This is a genomic window from Herbaspirillum sp. CAH-3, assembly GCF_009668275.1.
Lineage (GTDB): Bacteria > Pseudomonadota > Gammaproteobacteria > Burkholderiales > Burkholderiaceae_D > Herbaspirillum > Herbaspirillum aquaticum.
The window spans coordinates 34,699-50,541 of sequence record NZ_VSWE01000008.1; the positions used below are offsets into that span (position 1 = coordinate 34,699).

The 15,843-nt window shown below is 64.6% G+C and carries 13 protein-coding genes; 3 read left to right on the forward strand and 10 right to left on the reverse strand.

The annotated features are described in order from the left end of the window. Nucleotides 1-37: 37 nt before the first annotated feature. From FYB76_RS11615 to FYB76_RS11625, 3 genes are all read right to left on the reverse strand, one after another. A complete protein-coding gene (locus FYB76_RS11615) occupies nucleotides 38-1,339 on the reverse strand; it encodes an MFS transporter (RefSeq protein WP_088755234.1) in 1,302 nt (433 codons plus the stop codon). Between the two features lie 103 nt (nucleotides 1,340-1,442). Then, entirely contained in the window at nucleotides 1,443-1,880 is a 438-nt protein-coding gene (locus tag FYB76_RS11620) for a MarR family winged helix-turn-helix transcriptional regulator (protein WP_088755235.1), read from the reverse strand. A 134-nt stretch (nucleotides 1,881-2,014) separates the two neighbouring features. Continuing rightward, the gene (locus FYB76_RS11625; RefSeq protein ID WP_154133736.1) at nucleotides 2,015-2,995 is read right to left on the reverse strand and encodes a GlxA family transcriptional regulator; all 981 of its coding nucleotides are present in this window, start codon (nucleotides 2,993-2,995) and stop codon (nucleotides 2,015-2,017) included. A 243-nt stretch (nucleotides 2,996-3,238) separates the two neighbouring features. On the opposite strand from FYB76_RS11625, the gene FYB76_RS11630 reads away from it, so the two are divergent. After that, entirely contained in the window at nucleotides 3,239-3,940 is a 702-nt protein-coding gene (locus FYB76_RS11630) for a M24 family metallopeptidase (RefSeq protein WP_154133737.1), read from the forward strand. Between the two features lie 81 nt (nucleotides 3,941-4,021). Here FYB76_RS11630 and FYB76_RS11635 read toward each other — a convergent pair whose 3' ends face one another. Next, a complete protein-coding gene (locus FYB76_RS11635; RefSeq protein ID WP_154133738.1) occupies nucleotides 4,022-4,759 on the reverse strand; it encodes a DUF2076 domain-containing protein in 738 nt (245 codons plus the stop codon). A 524-nt stretch (nucleotides 4,760-5,283) separates the two neighbouring features. Between FYB76_RS11635 and FYB76_RS11640 the strand changes: the two genes are divergently transcribed. Then, nucleotides 5,284-7,560, forward strand: coding sequence for an NADP-dependent malic enzyme (locus FYB76_RS11640; protein ID WP_039786011.1), 2,277 nt, complete (start codon nucleotides 5,284-5,286; stop codon nucleotides 7,558-7,560). 111 nt (nucleotides 7,561-7,671) lie between these two features. Here the strand turns inward: FYB76_RS11640 and FYB76_RS11645 are convergent, their stop codons facing one another. From FYB76_RS11645 to FYB76_RS11670, 6 genes are all read right to left on the reverse strand, one after another. Continuing rightward, nucleotides 7,672-8,373 carry an ABC transporter ATP-binding protein gene (locus FYB76_RS11645; RefSeq protein WP_154133739.1) on the reverse strand — a complete coding sequence of 234 codons (702 nt, stop codon included), beginning with the start codon at nucleotides 8,371-8,373 and terminating at the stop codon, nucleotides 7,672-7,674. Continuing rightward, on the reverse strand, nucleotides 8,374-9,078 hold the full coding sequence (locus tag FYB76_RS11650) for an ABC transporter ATP-binding protein (protein ID WP_154133740.1): 705 nt from the start codon (nucleotides 9,076-9,078) through the stop codon (nucleotides 8,374-8,376). Next, the gene (locus FYB76_RS11655; protein ID WP_370516345.1) at nucleotides 9,065-10,033 is read right to left on the reverse strand and encodes a branched-chain amino acid ABC transporter permease; all 969 of its coding nucleotides are present in this window, start codon (nucleotides 10,031-10,033) and stop codon (nucleotides 9,065-9,067) included. The genes FYB76_RS11650 and FYB76_RS11655 overlap by 14 nt, the downstream gene beginning before the upstream one ends. 10 nt (nucleotides 10,034-10,043) lie before the next feature. Then, the gene (locus FYB76_RS11660; protein WP_034340218.1) at nucleotides 10,044-10,916 is read right to left on the reverse strand and encodes a branched-chain amino acid ABC transporter permease; all 873 of its coding nucleotides are present in this window, start codon (nucleotides 10,914-10,916) and stop codon (nucleotides 10,044-10,046) included. A gap of 64 nt (nucleotides 10,917-10,980) precedes the next feature. Beyond that, complete coding sequence (locus FYB76_RS11665) at nucleotides 10,981-12,165, reverse strand: ABC transporter substrate-binding protein (protein WP_154133742.1); 1,185 nt, start codon at nucleotides 12,163-12,165, stop codon at nucleotides 10,981-10,983. Between the two features lie 310 nt (nucleotides 12,166-12,475). Then, complete coding sequence (locus FYB76_RS11670; protein ID WP_008326330.1) at nucleotides 12,476-13,276, reverse strand: IclR family transcriptional regulator; 801 nt, start codon at nucleotides 13,274-13,276, stop codon at nucleotides 12,476-12,478. Nucleotides 13,277-13,637: 361 nt separating this feature from the next. Between FYB76_RS11670 and FYB76_RS11675 the strand changes: the two genes are divergently transcribed. After that, nucleotides 13,638-15,779 (forward strand): 3-hydroxyacyl-CoA dehydrogenase NAD-binding domain-containing protein, encoded by a 2,142-nt coding sequence (locus tag FYB76_RS11675; RefSeq protein WP_154133743.1) that lies wholly within the window; start codon nucleotides 13,638-13,640, stop codon nucleotides 15,777-15,779. Nucleotides 15,780-15,843 lie beyond the last annotated feature (64 nt).

Below are 15,843 nucleotides of genomic sequence, written 5' to 3' on the forward strand. Positions count from 1 at the left end.
AAAGATGGCCTTCTCCAAAACACCCAGGTGAAATGTTTTACGCGCTGGCCACCTGCGGCTGCTGGGGCTGCCCTGTTTGTCCCTTGATGCGCAACACCAGCACCGCACCGACCAGGCAGGCGATGCCCATCATGATGGAGGAGAGCGTGTAGTTGCCCAGCGTAGCCCGCATGTAACCGGCCACGGTGGTCGCCGTGGCGGCCCCGAGCTGGTGCCCGGCCACGATCCAGCCGAACACGATGGGCGCAGCCAGGCGACCGAAGACGTCATTGGCCAGGCGCACGGTGGGCGGGACCGTGGCGATCCAGTCCAGGCCATAGAAGATGGCGAAGATGGCCAGCCCGTAATACTGCAGGCCGAAGGCATAGGGCAGGAAGATCAATGCCAGGCCGCGCAGGCCGTAATACCAGAACAGCAGCACGCGCGGGTTGTAGCGGTCCGAGAGCCAGCCCGAGAGCGTGGTGCCGACCAGGTCCAGCATGCCCATGGCGGCCAGGATGGAGGCGCTGCTGACTTCGTTGATGCCGTAGTCATTGCACATGGCGATGAACTGCGTGCCGATGTAGCCATTGGTGGAGAGCCCGCAGACGAAGAAGCTCATGAACAGCAGCCAGAAGTCCGGCATGCGTACCGAGGTGCGCAGCGCATCGAAGGCGATCGCCAGGGGATTGCGTTTGGAACGGCCATCATCGGCCGTCTCGCTGGTCTGGCCCACCATCTTCTGGCCGATGGAAGCCGGGCCTTCCGGCAGCAACAGCCACACCAGCGGGATCGCCAGCAGTGCCACGGCCGACACCAGGAAGGCCACCGAGCGCCAGCCGTAGCTGCCCACCATGGCCGCCATCAGGGGCAGGAACACCATCTGCCCGGTGGCCGCACTGGCGGTCAGCAAGCCCATCGCCAGGCCGCGGCGGGTCTCGAACCAGCGGCTCACGATGGTGGCGCCCAGGGTATTGGCGGCCACACCGGTACCGGCACCGACCAGCAGCCCCCAGGACAGCAGCATGTGCCAGGGCATGTGCATGAGCGTGGACAGCGCCGTGCCGGTGGCCAGCAGCACCAGCGCCCCCAGCACCACACGGCGGATGCCGAAGCGCTGCATGGCCGCCGCCGAGAACGGGCCGATCAGGCCATAGAGGGCGATGTTGACCGAGATCACCACCGAGATGGTGGAGCGGTTCCAGCCGAATTCCTGCTCCAGCGGCAGGATCATCACCGAGGGCGTGGCGCGGATGCCGGCCGAACAGAGCAGCACGAGGAAGATCACGCCCACCACCACCCAGGCATAGTGGAAGCGGGGCGTGACGGCGTTGGCCAGCGATTGGGTCAGTTTGTTCATTGCGATCCTGTCAGGAGGGCAGAGCGAGCTTGTTGGATGGGTGGGAGCGAATCGTCGGGTGAGGCAAGGTTCATTGCACCTTCAAAGCGGGCATGCTGGCGCCTCAGGCGTCCTGCAGGCGGGCATAGGCGTCTTCGATGAGGTCATTGAATTCACGGGCGAGCTTGGGACCAAGGCGGCGGTCGATCTCGTCCTGGGCGCGGCGCCAGCGCGGCCGGGCTTCCTCCAGCTTGGCGCGGCCGGACCGGGAGAGTTGCAGGGCGAAGGAGCGCTTGTCCAGCAGGGCCTCGTCGGGCAGGTCCACGGTCTCGATCCAGCCGGCCGCCATCAGCGGCTTCAAGGCACGGCTCAGGGTGCTGCGGTCCATGCCCATGTCCTGCGCCAGCACGATGTTGGCAATCGGCCCCTTGCGACCGATGCGGCTCAACAGCGAATACTGGGTGATGCTCAGTTCGCTGTCCTGCAGGTGATGGTCATAGATGATGGTGATCCTGCGGGTGAGGCGGCGCAGGGGGGCGCAGGTGCAGATATCCTTGCTCATGGGCATTCCAGAAAGGGCGCGGGCGGCAGCCGGATAAACAAACTGACGGGGCCGGTTCTGCCGATCCCGTCAGCTGCGATAAACCATGCATATGCATCGATGTATATGCATCATATGGCCGACTCAGCCACAAGTCAAGCAAGCCTGCAGGCCGGATCGCGTTGCCGGAAAGCCTCGCGATAGCGTTGCGGACTCACGCCCAGGGCGCGTACGAAGGCTTGGCGCATGCGCCCGGCGTCACCGAAACCGCATTCATAGGCGATGCCCTTGATGGGCAGGTCGCCGCTTTCCAGCAGGTTGCGCGCCGCCTCGATGCGGGCGCGCTGGATGAACTGGGCCGGTGCCATGCCGGTCTCGCGGCTGAAGCTGCGGGTGAAGCTGCGCAGGCTCATGTTGGCCAGGCGCGCCAGTTCGGCCACCGGCCAGGGCTGGCGCAGCTGTGCCAGGATCTGGCGCTGCACCTCGGCGATTGGCGAGGCCGGGTCGGCCATGGCATCGAGCCACGGGCTGAACTGCGATTGGCCGCCGGCACGCTGCATCACCACCACCAGGCGCTTGGCCACATTGCGCGCCACCTCGGGGCCGTGATCGCGGCGCAGCAGGTAGAGCGCCAGATCGATGCCGGCCGTCACGCCCGCCGAGCTGTAGAGGTTGCCATCTTCCACGTAGATGCGATCGGCCTCGACCCGGGCGTGCGGGCAGAGCTGGGCCAGGGCGGCAGCATCGTTCCAGTGGGTGGTCACGGTGCGCCCCGCCAGCAGGCCGGCATGGCCCAGCAGGAAAATGCCATTGCAAATCGCCCCGAAGCGGTGCGCCTGCTGGCAGGCCTGGCGCAACCAGGCCTGCCGATCCTGCGGCAGCAAACGTCCGGGAACGGGTGGGCCACCGGCCACCAGCAACAGATCCGATACAGGCACGCCGTCTTGCCAGGTCTGCCCCGCCTGCAGGACCAGTCCATTGGAACAGGTCACGGCCGCGCCATCGAGGCTGACGGTCTGCAGCCGATAGCGGTCGGACGGCATCAAAAACCGGTTGGCTTCGGCGAACACATCCAGCGGGCCAGAGACGTCGAGCGCCTGTACGCCATCGAATACCACCATCGTCACTATCGTCATCGGGGAACCGGGTCATCAGGTAAGCGGGAGCTGGCGCTCATTGTGCCATGGGCAGGCAGCAGCAGCAGGGGTCAACAGGAGCGCATACCGGCCAGATCGCAGGCCATTCACGCCAGCCGACGCGATGGCGCGAAAGCAGCGCTGCCTGGCCGCAATCGCCTGCTGCCAGCGCCCCACGCCGGGGGAGCCCACCGCGATACTGCAGTCCTTGCCCGCGCTGCGGGTCCACTCCGAGGAGAATGCATGCAAGCCACCGATCACCCCGCCCCCCATCCTGCCGAACGCATCGGTCCGGCCTTTTCCGTAGACGGCATGCTGCTGGCCCGCCAGCAAACCCGCCTGGCCATCGAGCGCATCGCCGCGCGCATCACGCCGGGCATGGTGGAAGAAGACGCCGTGGCCATGGCCCGCCAGCTGATGGCCGGCATGGGACTGGCGCAAAGCTGGCATCCCACCCGCGTGCGCTTTGGCAGCAACACCATCAAACCCATGAAGCAGGCCTCGGTGCCCGGCGTGGTCCTGCAGGAGAACGACCTGTTCTTCCTTGACATCGCGCCCCGCGTGGGCGAGTGGGAAGGCGATGGCGGCCAAAGCTTCACGGTCGGCTCCCATGCCGGGTACGCCCGCTGTGCGCGCGACGCCGAGACCCTGTTCCATGAAGTGCGCGCGGTCTGGGACCGGCAGGGCCTGAGCGGCCGCCAGCTGTACGCGTTCGCCCACGAGACCGCGCAGGCCATGGGCTGGGAACTCAACTTCGACCTGCCGGGCCACCGCGTGTCCGACTTCCCGCACGCGGCCATCCACACCGGCTCCCTGGCCGATTTCGACCAGGCACCCTCGGCCATGCGCTGGATCCTGGAAATCCACCTGCGCGATCCCCAACACCGTTTCGGCGCCTTCTTCGAGGACATGCTGCTGGAAGACAGCTTCTACCCGCGTACATGAAGCAAAAAGACGGTCATGCCCATGAAAAAGCCCGCAGGCGCATGCCTGCGGGCTGAGGGGTGAAGCAAACGGTGCGGCGGCTCACACCAGCGTATCGTCGTAGCCGCCGCTGTCATCCAGGTCAAAATTGCTGAGATCAGCCAGGTCGCTGCTGGTGTCGCCGCTGCCGCTGTCATTGCTGGCCAGGTCGGACTTGCGATCACCCTCACCGCCGTAATAGTTGTTGACGGTAGTGTTCTCGATATTTTCCACCGGGGCGCTCAAGCCGTTCTGGTGCGCCAGTCCCGAACCGCTGTTGCCGTTGAACAGGTGTTCGATGCCCTGATACAGGAAGGCACCACCGGCCACGCCTGCTGCGGTGGCGGCCACCGTCCCCAGCATGCTGCCCATGCCGCCGCCGAAGAATCCCGAAGAAGGGGCCGGGGCGGCCTGGTAAGCCGGTGCAGCTGGCTGGGGCGCAGCATAGGCAGGCGCTGCGGCCGGCACATAGGCCGGGGCGGCTGGCTGCGCTCGCACCGAAGCTGCCGCCGGCGCATTGCCCCAGGCGTTGCCATCGAGAAAGCCCGAGGTCCGCGCACCACCCGCTGCATTGGCCTGCAGGGACTGCACCTGGTTCTGCAAGGCCGTCACCTGCGCCTTGGTGGCGTTCAAGGCCTGCTCCATCAGCAGGGCGCGCTGCACCAGCAGGTAGGCAGCATCGGGCTGCTGGGCCACGGCGGCCTGGATCATGGCGTCGGCCTGGGCATCCTTGCTGATGCCCCGCACCTGGGTCAGTTGCTGGAGGAAATCCTGAAGGGCTTGGGTTTCTTGCGGACTCATGACGATGCTCCCGACAAAGTTGAAAAATAAAAAAAAACGATAAAAACGCGTGAATCGCGATTGAAACGAAGACTGTAGACACAACGCGCCTCACCGCTCCCACGGATGACCGGCATGCACCTCATCAGCGGGCTCAACGACATTATGCGCGCCTCTTGCTTGCAGATTTGTGTCAACAATCGTCGACTTGGAAACAGCTTGTAACAGCCGCCGACGGCCCCCTGAACTCAAACGGCATGGCCGCAAAAAACCCGAAGCGTGAATTTTTAGGTAATATCCCCCTCCCCGCACCCGTTCCCGCGGCCACAAGCCCGGAGCGGGCGGAGGCAGGCGCGGCCACCCGGCAACCGATATCGGAAGCCGGTTTCCGCACCCCACTCCGGACCGACGAGAAACCACCATCCTTCCCGATCGGCCCGCCGCATTCAAGACCAGGAAACCAGAACAGTGCAAGCTGGCTGCAGCGACATCGGACGTCGTGCAAGCTGCTGCCTCAAGACCGTTTTTCATCCCTCACCGAGACCATGACCCAACAAATTTCTGCCGCCGAGCAACTCCTGCGTGACGCCGCCCGCGAATACCACCGCACCCCGTCGCGCGGCAAGATCGAAGTCCGTCCCACCAAGCCGCTGTCGAACCAGCGCGACCTGTCGCTGGCCTATTCGCCGGGCGTGGCCTATCCCTGCCTGGACATCGAAGCCGATCCCCTGAAGGCCTTCGACTACACTTCGCGCGGCAACCTGGTGGCCGTCATCAGCAACGGCACCGCCGTGCTGGGCCTGGGCAACATCGGTCCGCTGGCTTCCAAGCCGGTGATGGAAGGCAAGGGCTGCCTGTTCAAGAAATTTGCCGGCGTGGATGTCTTCGACATCGAACTGGCCGAAAACGACCCCGACAAGCTGGTCGAGATCATCGCCGCACTGGAGCCGACCCTGGGCGGCATCAACCTGGAAGACATCAAGGCGCCGGAATGCTTCTACATCGAACAGAAGCTCTCGGCCCGCATGAACATCCCGGTCTTCCACGATGACCAGCACGGCACCGCCATCATCTCCTCGGCCGCCCTGCTGAACGGCCTGGAACTGGTCGGCAAGGACATCGGCGCGGTCAAGATCGCCGTCTCCGGCGCGGGTGCTGCCGCCATCGCTTGCGTGGAAGTGATGATCGGACTGGGTGTGAAGCGCGAGAACGTCTACATGGTCGACAGCAAGGGCGTCATCTATGAAGGCCGCCCCGGTGGCCTGGACGCCTCCAAGCAACGCTATGCCATCAAGACCGAAGCGCGCACCCTGGCCGACGTGGTCAATGGCGCCGACGTGTTCCTGGGCTGCTCGGCCCCTGGCGTGCTGACCGCCGAGATGGTCAAGACCATGGCCGACAAGCCCATCATCCTGGCCCTGGCCAACCCGGAACCGGAAATCCGTCCCGAACTGGCCAAGTCGGTCCGTCCGGACTGCATCATCGCCACCGGCCGTTCGGACTACCCGAACCAGGTCAATAACGTGCTGTGCTTCCCCTACATCTTCCGTGGCGCGCTGGACTGCGGCGCCACCAAGATCACCGAAGCCATGAAGCTGGCCTGCGTGCGCGAGATCGCCGACCTGGCCAAGGCCGAGACCAGCGCCGAAGTCAGCGCCGCCTACCCCGGCAAGGAACTGGTGTTCGGTGCCGACTACCTGATCCCGACCCCGTTCGATTCGCGCCTGATCCTGAAAATCGCCCCGGCCGTGGCCAAGGCGGCCGCCGAGTCCGGCGTGGCGACCCGTCCCATCAAGGACTACGCCGCCTACCGCGAAGAACTGACCCGGTTCATCTACCAGACCGGCATGTTCATGCAGCCCGTCTTCAACACCGCCAAGGTCGCGCCGCAACGCGTGGTCTACGCCGATGGCCAGGATGAGCGCGTGCTGCGCGCCGTGCAGTTCGTGGCTGACGAAGGCCTGGCCGCGCCGATCCTGGTCGGCCAGCCCGCCGCCATCGAAGCCGGCATCAAGAAGGCCGGCCTGCGCATCAAGATCGGCCAGAACGTGCAAGTGATCGACCCGGCCAGCGATGCCCGCGTGGCGCAGTACGCCGCCCAATACAAGGACGGCAGCGAAGCCGACGTGCGCGCAAGCGGCAGCCTGCTGGCGGCGCTGATGGTCAAGGCCGGTGACGCCGACGCCATGCTGTGCGGCCTGGATGGCAACTACGACGGCCACCTGGCCCATGTGGAAAAGGTGATTGGCTTGAAGGACGGCGCGCAGGAATTCGCTGCCCTCAACGCCGTGCTGCTGCCGGAACAGACGCTCTTCATCACCGACACCTACGTCAACGACACCCCGGACGCCGAGCAGCTGGCGCGCATCGCCAAGGCCGCCGCCGAAGAGGTGGCGCGCTTTGGTGTGCCGCCGAAGGTGGCCTTCCTGTCGCACTCCAACCATGGCAGCTCCTCGCGTCCTTCGGCCCGCAAGATGGCCGCCGCGCATGAAGCCTTCAAGAAGCTGGCACCGGACGTCGAGTCCGCCGGTGAACTGCATGGCGACGCCGCCCTGTCGGAGAAGATCCGCAACAACGCCGGCCTGGCCGACAGTGGCTTGACGGGTGCGGCCAACGTGCTGGTCTGCCCCAACCTGGATGCCGCCAACATCCTCTTCAACGTCTTGAAGACCAGCAGCGGCCAGGGCACCACCATCGGCCCCATCCTGCTGGGTGCGGCCGCCCCCGTGCACGTGCTGACCCCGTCGAGCACCGTGCGCCGCGTCATCAACATGACCGCGCTGGCAGCCGCCAAGGCACAGGACGGCAAGTCCAAGGCCTGAATCGGTTGATAGCATGAACAACGCCCCGCTGTCGTGAGACGGCGGGGCGTTGTTGTTTGCAGCAAGCTTCACGCCGGGCGAGACCTGTGCGGCGCAGATCGCCGCCCCGCCTCATCGTGCGAAATAAAGGTCATGCAGGTGATCCAGCGCCACCTCGCTGGCCTTCTGCGACAGGATCACCTTGCCACCCTGCATCAGGTAGACATGATCGGCCACGCCCACGGCGCGTTCGGTGTTCTGCTCCACCAGGATGATGGTGCGGCCCTCTGCTTTCAATCGCGCCAGGATCTCGAAGAGTTCGTTCACCACCACCGGGGCCAATCCCAATGAGGGTTCATCGATGATGAGCAGCTTGGGTTCGGACATCAGCCCGCGCGCCATCGCCAGCATCTGCGCCTCGCCGCCCGAGAGCGAACCGGCCAGCTGGCGGCGACGTTCGCGCAGGCGCGGGAACATGGTGTAGGCGCGCTCCAGGTTGTCCTTCACGCGCGCGCGGTGCTGCGGGGCGAAGGCGCCGACGATGAGGTTTTCCTCGATGCTCATGGCACGGAAGATCATGCGCCCTTCCGGAATCATGGCCATCGAGACCTTGGACATTTCCCAGGTCGGCATGCCATTGAGCACTTTGCCCTCCAGCGTGACCTGCCCCTGCCCGATCGGGATCAGGCCCATGATGGCACGCAGCAGCGTGGTCTTGCCCGCACCGTTGGGCCCGATGATGGTGGTCAGCTGGCCCTGCCCCACCGTCAGCGAGACGTCCCACAGCACATTGATGGCGCCGTAGCCGGCGCGCAGGTTGGTGACTTCAAGCATTCACGCTCCCGTATAACTCTTGATGACCGCCGGATCATTGAACACCTGCGCGGGCGCGCCCTCGGCGATGAGCTGGCCGAAGTTGAGCACGGCCACGCGCGGACACAGGTTGCTGATGGTCTCGATGTCGTGTTCGATGATGACGATGCCCACCGCGAAGGCCTCGTGCAGCCCCTTGAGCATTTGCATGAAGCGGCGCTTGCCGTTGGTCTCCAGCCCGGCCAGCACTTCATCGAGCAACAACAACTTGGGCTGCGTGGCCAGGGCCTTGGCCACTTCCAGCGCCTTCAGTTCGGTCAGCGCCAGTTCGGTGGCGGCATCGCGCCCGGCCTTTTCGGCCAGGCCGGTGAAGGCCAGCACTTCATCGATCTTGGCCGCATCCACCCGGCCGGTGGCAAAGCGCTGCGCCACGACCAGGTTCTGCCGCACCGTCAGTTCATGCATGGGCTGCGGAATCTGGAAAGTGCGGCCGATGCCCAGGCGCGCACGACGGTGCAGCGGCGCGTGGAGGATATCGGCGCCATTGAAGCGGATGCTGCCGCCAGTCGGACGCACCAGTCCGGAGATGGCATTGAAGAGCGTGGTCTTGCCCGCACCATTGGCTCCGACCAGCCCGACCACGTCGCCGGTGCCGACCTGCAGCGTGACTTCATCGACCGCCGTCAGGCCGCCGAAACGCACCGAGACTTTTTCAAGTTGCAGCATGCTTGCCTCCTGCGGATTTCCCTTTGCCCAGCTTGCGCAGCAGTGGCAGCAAGCCGTCCGGACTGAAGACGATCATCGCCACCAGCAAGGCGCCCAGCACCAGCTGATGGCCGGAAGGAATGATGTTCTTGAACACCAGCTGGTCCAGCAGGTAGACCACCACTGCGCCGACCACCGGCCCGGTGATGCTGCGATAACCCCCGAAGATGGCCGCCACGATGGGGATGGTGACCCACAGGGCGCTGAAGGCATAGTCCGGTTCCAGGAAGCTGATGTAGTGCGCATTGAAGGCACCGACCACACCGCACATGAAGGCCGACAGCAGCAGCATCATGCCCTTGAGCACGGTACTGTTGACGCCCACCACGCGGGTCGCGTCCTCGCTCTCATGCATGGCGCGCAGGGCCAATCCATAGTGGCTTTCGCGCAGCCGCGCATACACCAGCGCGAATAGCGCCACGATCAGCAGGATCACGAAATACGCGCCGATCTTGCTCGAAAGATCCACCCCCATGACCGTCGGCAGGCGCGCAATGTTGGAGAGCCCGCCCGAACCACCGGTCATCGATGTCCACTCGGTGGCCAGGATGCGGAAGATGTGCGCATACGCCAGGATCGCCAGCGCGAAATACGGACCGCGCAGGCGCAATACCGGCAGCATCGCCAGTGCTGCAATCAATGCACCGACGCCGCCCAGCAGCAGGCCCAGCAATACCGGCACGCCGAATTTCATGCTCAATACCGCCGAGGTATAAGCTCCCACCCCGAAGAAAGCCGCGTGACCGAAACTGATCATGCCGCCCAGGTTGCCCAGCAGCGCCCACGACAGCGCGATGCCGCCGATCACCATCGAGGCCACCAGCAGGCTCATCAAGTAATGGTCCTGCGCCAGCAGCAGCGGTGCACCGATCAACAGCAGCGGCAGCAGCAATGCGGGCAACTTGTTCTTGTTCATCGTCATGATCTCATCCCCTTCTCGCACGCACGCCGAACAAGCCGTTGGGCATGATGAACAGCACCAGCAGGAACAGCCCCATGCCGGCCAGCTCCTGCAGCGCCGAGCTGGCCAGGGTCACGGTCAGCGCCTCGGCCACGCCCAGCAGGATCGCGCCGATCAGCACGCCCGGAATCGAGCCCACACCGGCCAATACAGTAATAATGAAAGCTTTGACCGTGAGCACCCCGCCATAAGCTGGGCTGATAACACCATAACTGAACAAGGCCACCCCGGCGAAGGACGCCAGGATGCCCGCCACGATGAAGGACACCAGTTCGGTATAGCCGGGATTGATGCCCATGAGCTTGGCCGCATCGCGGTTGCTGGAGACGGCACGCACCGCGCGGCCATACCAGCTGCGCGAGAGCCACCACCAGAGCGCAGCCATCATCAACAGGCTCACGCCGAAGAACAGCACTTCGCTGCGCATGCTGTAGAAGGGGCCGAGCACGAAGGCTTCCTGCAGCCATTCGGAACTGGTGGAACGGATGTCGGCCTTCCAGATCAGCAGCATGCCGTTGGTGAGGATGACACCGATGCCATAGGTGAGGATGAGCGAATTGATCTCGCGGTCCTTCTTGATGCGGCTGACCACGAAATACACGATGGCCGAGGTCAGGCACACCACCACCAGCGCGATGGGGATGGCCAGTACCGGGTTCAGGCCCAAGCCCGACTCCACCGAGTAAGCAATGTAGGCCGCCAGCAAGACCAGCTCGCCCTGCGCCAGGTTGATGACCCGCATGGCACCGAATACCAGCGCCAGGCCCAGGGCAATGAGGGCGTAGGAGCCCCCCTGCAGCAGCCCCGAGTACAGGGCTTGCAGTATCAGTTCATTCATGTCTGCATTCCGTTGGAGTGGGCAACGGCGCGCACGTCCGTGCGAGGTGCGCGCCGCCCGGGCATTACCAGGGCACGGCCGGATAATTCATCTTGTTGGTAGCAGCCGCCTTGGGCCAGACGATGGCGACCTTGTCGCCCTGGTGCTGGCCCATGTGGTGGGTGAAGTTCAGGTTGTCGCCATTGGCACCGAACTGCACGCGGCCGATCAAGGTGTCGCGATCGGTCTTGCGCATTTCTTCGGCCACGCCATCCTTCTTGAGCGTTCCCTTGTCGGCGGCGCGGGCGATGGCTTCGAACAACAGCATCGATTGCACGTAGCCGAACTGGCCCAGGTAGTCCGGGTCTTTCTTGTAGAGGCGGCGATAGGTTTCTTCAAAGAGCTTGCCGTCAGCCGTGGTGAACTGCGCCGGGTACGGCAGCAGCGCCGTGCCATACACATTGGGCACCAGGTCCGGGAAGTCCTGCGCCATCTTCGGGGTGGCCAGCGACCACACGCCGACCATGGCCTTGACCGCCGGCTTCAACACGCGCGCTGCGCGCAGGATGCCGACGTAGTCATTCTCGTAGCCGATCATGGCGATGACTTCCGGCTTGTCCTGCAGCTTGATCTTGTTGACGATGGGCTTGAAGTCGCTGATGGCCGGATCGAAGGCGTGCGAAGTGACCTTCAGTCCCTTGGCACCCCAGGCTTTTTCCAGGTCCTTGGCCAGCGCTGCCGTGGCTTCCTTGGTGGAGTAGACGATGGAGACCGAGCGCGCATTCATGTCGTCCAGCAGGCCCACCATGGCCTTCTGGTAACCGGCCACGTTGTTGATGCGGAAGAAGTTCTTGCGGCCGCTGTTGACCAGGTTGTCGTCCACCCCACCGGAGGTCATGTAGACCAATCCGGCCTTGCCCGCCGCATCGGCGGCCGGTGCGATGTTGTTGGAGCCGTAGCCACCGGTGATGGCCAGCACGCCTTCGCCTGCCAGCTTCTCGACGGCGGCAATCGCCTTGGCCGGTGCGGATTCGTCATCGATGGTGACCAGCTTGATCTTGTGCTTGCCGTTGGTCTTGTTGAAGACGTCGGCCGCCACGTTGATGCCCTCCTGCATGCCCGAGCCCACGCGTGCCAGGCTGCCGGTCAGCGGGATTTCCACGCCGACCTTGAGTTCGTCGGCGGCCGCACTGCCTGCGCCACCGGCCAGTGCCGAGGCGATGCAGGCCAGCAGGGCCAGTCGCTTGATGCCTTGATGCTTGTTCGTCATTGTCTCCACCTTTTTCATCTGAGTGAATCTGAGTGATGTTGCTGTGTCCTGGCCGGGGACGTCCCGGTTCAGCGATGGATGCCAGGCGCACGACGCTGCCTGCGAACGTGCGCATCCCGGCCGGACAGCACCGGACACCCATGGCTGAAACGGGTCTGCATGACCCCGATGGTGCTGACTTCTGGTTTTGTTTTTGTGATGGACCTGCGGTACTGCCTTGCTGCGCACCGCTCATGCCTGCGGCATGGCGGCGCGTCTGTCTCCGTGCTCGTTGTTGCTCGTTTTTTGCTCGTGCTCTGCTGCCTGCCGCTCAGTGGCGGCCCATGCTCGCTTCCACCGTGCGCACCACGTTGACCAGGCGCGGGCCGAGGTCTTCCATCAGCATCTCGCGCGTCAACATGAAGGCCGGGCCACCGCAGTTGAAGGCCATGATCTTTTCTTCGTTGGCATCGATCATGGGCACGCCCACGGCGCTGATGGTCTTTTCCCATTCGCCAACCGAGATGCAGAAACCATGATCCTGGTAATCCTTGAAGGCCTGCTCGATGCCGGCCTTGACCTTGGGCCACTGCTCTTCATTGCGCAGGCGGATGTGGTCCATCAGGAAATCGCGTTCGTTCTGGGGCAAGGCGCACAGCAGCGCGCGGCCCATGGAGGTGGTGGCCAGCGGAATGCGCGAGCCGACATCGCGGCGCAAGGTCACGGCGGACTGGCCGCGCGTGGCTTCGATGTAGACCATGCTCAGGCGATCACGGATGCCCAGCGCCACATTGCATTGCGAATAGTCGGCCAGCTCCTGCATGGCCGGACGCGCCAGCTTGCGCACATCCATGCCCGAAAGCAGCGAGTAGCCCAGCGCAAGCACGCCGGAGCCGAGCTGATAGCGGCCCTGGTCTTCGGAATATTCGAGATAGCCCAGCCGGGTCAGGGTATGCGTGAGGCGCGAGATGGTCGGCTTGGGCAGGCCGGTACGCTTGGCCAGTTCGGTGTTGGTGAGGTAGATCTCCCCGGGGCGGAAGCACCGCAGGATCTCCAATCCACGCGCCAGGGCATTGACGAACTGCCGGTCGTGGCTCTCATCCTCACCCTTGAACGACACAATCTCATCCATCCGTCACATCTCCGCGTGGCAGGGCCGTGCCGCATGGTCACGTCGCCCCTCATTGGCTGTGGAATGTACACACCTGAAATCGCAGTGTCAATTATTTGCGAACGCGTGTTCCGCTGTGCAAAACACATACGCCCAATGTGGCGTTTCAACAACGTCAACAGCGCCCCCCGGCTCAGCCTGCCCTTTTGGCCATCGGCCGCAAACGCCCGCCCTGCCTGACCCTTGCTGACAATTGTGCAGATTGGAGCGCTGCGGTATGCGCGGTTTACACATCCGGCGCAAATGCGGTATCGTTGCCGACAAAAGCCATTTGCGAACTTGAGTTTCGCTATGCGAACCAACTAGAACAGGAGACTGCTGCATGTCCAAGCCATCCACGGCTGCGGGCGAAACGCCCCCCGTCCATCTGGCGCGCGAAGGCGCCATCCTGGTGGTGACCATCGACAACCCGCCGGTCAATGCGCTGGGGGTGGCGGTGCGCCGGGGCCTGATGTCGGCCATTGAGGAGGGCGAAGCCGATGCCGGCGTAGCCGCCATCCTGGTGACCGGCGCAGGCCGCAACTTCATCGGCGGGGCCGACATCCGCGAATTCGGCAAGCCGCCGCAATCGCCCCTGCTGACCGAACTGTGCAATCGCATCGAGGCTTGCAGCAAGCCGGTACTGGCCGCCCTCCACGGCGCGGCCCTCGGTGGCGGGCTGGAAGTGGCGCTGGCTGCGCATTACCGGGTGGCGCTCGGCAACGCTCGCCTGGGCCTGCCCGAAGTACAACTGGGCCTGTTGCCCGGCGCCGGCGGCACCCAGCGCACGCCGCGCCTCATCGGTGCGCAGGCCGCGCTGGACATGATGCTGACCGGACGCCATCTCGGCGCCAAGGAAGCCCTCTCGCTCGGCCTGGTGGATCAACTGGTCGAAGGCGACAGCGCCGACCACGCACGCGCGGCCGGCTTGCGCGAACTGCAGGCCCTGCTGGACAAGCACGCCCCGGTACGCCGCAGTCGCGATGGCAAAGGGCTGGCCGATACCGCCGCCACCCAGGCGGCCATTGCGGCCGCACGCGCCGAGGCTGGCAAGAAATCACGCGGCCTGTTCTCCCCGCACAAGATCATCGATGCCGTGGAAGCCGCCACCACCCTGCCCTTCGAGGAAGGACTCGCACTGGAACGCCAGTTCTTCCTGCAATGCCTGGACAGCCCGCAACGCGCCGGCCTGATCCACGCATTCTTCGCCGAACGCGAAGTGCAGAAAGCCCCCGAGACCCGCAACGCCCAGCCGCGCCGCATCGAGCAGATCGGCGTGGTCGGCGGTGGCACCATGGGTGCGGGCATCGCCGTGGCGGTGCTCGATGCCGGCTTGCCGGTAACCATGATTGAACGCGACGACGAAGCCTTGACACGCGGACGCAGCCATGTGGAAAAAACTTACGACGCCCAGGTGGCCAAGGGCCGCCTCACGCAAGAGGCCCGCGATGCCGTGCTGGCGCGCTTGCACGGCAGCACCCGTTATGAAGACTTGTCCGCCGCCGATGTGGTGATCGAAGCCGTGTTCGAAGATCTGAACGTGAAGCAAGCCGTCTTCGCTGAACTGGACCGCGTCTGCAAACCTGGTGCCGTGCTGGCGACCAACACTTCCTACCTCGACATCGATGCGATTGCCGCCAGCATCTCCCGTCCTGCGGACGTGATCGGCCTGCACTTCTTCTCCCCCGCCAATGTGATGAAGCTGCTGGAAATCGTGGTACCGCGCCAGGTCGCCAGCGAGGTTGTGGCCACCGCCTTCGAACTGGCCAAGCGCCTGCGCAAGGTGCCGGTGCGCGCCGGGGTCTGTGATGGCTTCATCGGCAACCGCATCCTGGCCGTGTATCGCCAGGCAGCCGATTACTTGATGGAAGATGGCGCTTCACCCTATGAGATCGATGCCGCCGTGCGTGACTTCGGTTTTGCCATGGGGCCGTACCAGGTAGTGGACCTGGCCGGTGGCGACATCGGCTGGGCCACCCGCAAGCGCCGCGCCGCCACCCGCGATCCGCGTGCGCGCTACGTCCACATTGCCGACCGCCTGTGCGAGCGCGGCTGGTTTGGACAGAAGAGCGGACGCGGCTTCTATCGCTATCCCGATGGTCCGCGCAGCGGCGCACCCGATCCGGAAGTGCTGGCGCTCATCGACGAGGAACGTGCACGCGCCGGCATCACGCCGCGCAGCTTCAGCAAGGAAGACATCCAGCGCCGCTACCTGGCCGCGATGATCAATGAAGGTGCCAATGTGGTCCATCAGCGCATTGCCCTGCGTCCGCTGGATGTGGATGTCACCTTCCTGTACGGCTACGGTTTCCCGCGCCATCGCGGGGGGCCCATGAAATATGCCGACATGGTGGGCCTGCCCAATGTGCTGGCCGACATCCGCGCCTTCGCCGCCGAAGATCCGCTGTTCTGGACACCCTCGCCGCTGCTGGTGGAGCTGGTCGAACGCGGTGCCAATTTTGAATCGCTGAACCAGGCCGGCTGATCGCCAAACCGGAATCGCCGGAGACCGCGCGCATCGCCGGTCTCCACCTTGCACCATCCTTCCA

What these genes read in the sequence shown, in the direction of transcription:
- FYB76_RS11615 (WP_088755234.1), bottom strand. Translation starts at nt 1,339, where the DNA reads ATGAACAAACTGACCCAATCGCTGGCCAACGCCGTCACGCCCCGCTTC.
- FYB76_RS11620 (WP_088755235.1), bottom strand. Translation starts at nt 1,880, where the DNA reads ATGAGCAAGGATATCTGCACCTGCGCCCCCCTGCGCCGCCTCACCCGC.
- FYB76_RS11625 (WP_154133736.1), bottom strand. Translation starts at nt 2,995, where the DNA reads ATGACGATAGTGACGATGGTGGTATTCGATGGCGTACAGGCGCTCGAC.
- FYB76_RS11630 (WP_154133737.1), top strand. Translation starts at nt 3,239, where the DNA reads ATGCAAGCCACCGATCACCCCGCCCCCCATCCTGCCGAACGCATCGGT.
- FYB76_RS11635 (WP_154133738.1), bottom strand. Translation starts at nt 4,759, where the DNA reads ATGAGTCCGCAAGAAACCCAAGCCCTTCAGGATTTCCTCCAGCAACTG.
- FYB76_RS11640 (WP_039786011.1), top strand. Translation starts at nt 5,284, where the DNA reads ATGACCCAACAAATTTCTGCCGCCGAGCAACTCCTGCGTGACGCCGCC.
- FYB76_RS11645 (WP_154133739.1), bottom strand. Translation starts at nt 8,373, where the DNA reads ATGCTTGAAGTCACCAACCTGCGCGCCGGCTACGGCGCCATCAATGTG.
- FYB76_RS11650 (WP_154133740.1), bottom strand. Translation starts at nt 9,078, where the DNA reads ATGCTGCAACTTGAAAAAGTCTCGGTGCGTTTCGGCGGCCTGACGGCG.
- FYB76_RS11655 (WP_370516345.1), bottom strand. Translation starts at nt 10,033, where the DNA reads ATGAACAAGAACAAGTTGCCCGCATTGCTGCTGCCGCTGCTGTTGATC.
- FYB76_RS11660 (WP_034340218.1), bottom strand. Translation starts at nt 10,916, where the DNA reads ATGAATGAACTGATACTGCAAGCCCTGTACTCGGGGCTGCTGCAGGGG.
- FYB76_RS11665 (WP_154133742.1), bottom strand. Translation starts at nt 12,165, where the DNA reads ATGACGAACAAGCATCAAGGCATCAAGCGACTGGCCCTGCTGGCCTGC.
- FYB76_RS11670 (WP_008326330.1), bottom strand. Translation starts at nt 13,276, where the DNA reads ATGGATGAGATTGTGTCGTTCAAGGGTGAGGATGAGAGCCACGACCGG.
- FYB76_RS11675 (WP_154133743.1), top strand. Translation starts at nt 13,638, where the DNA reads ATGTCCAAGCCATCCACGGCTGCGGGCGAAACGCCCCCCGTCCATCTG.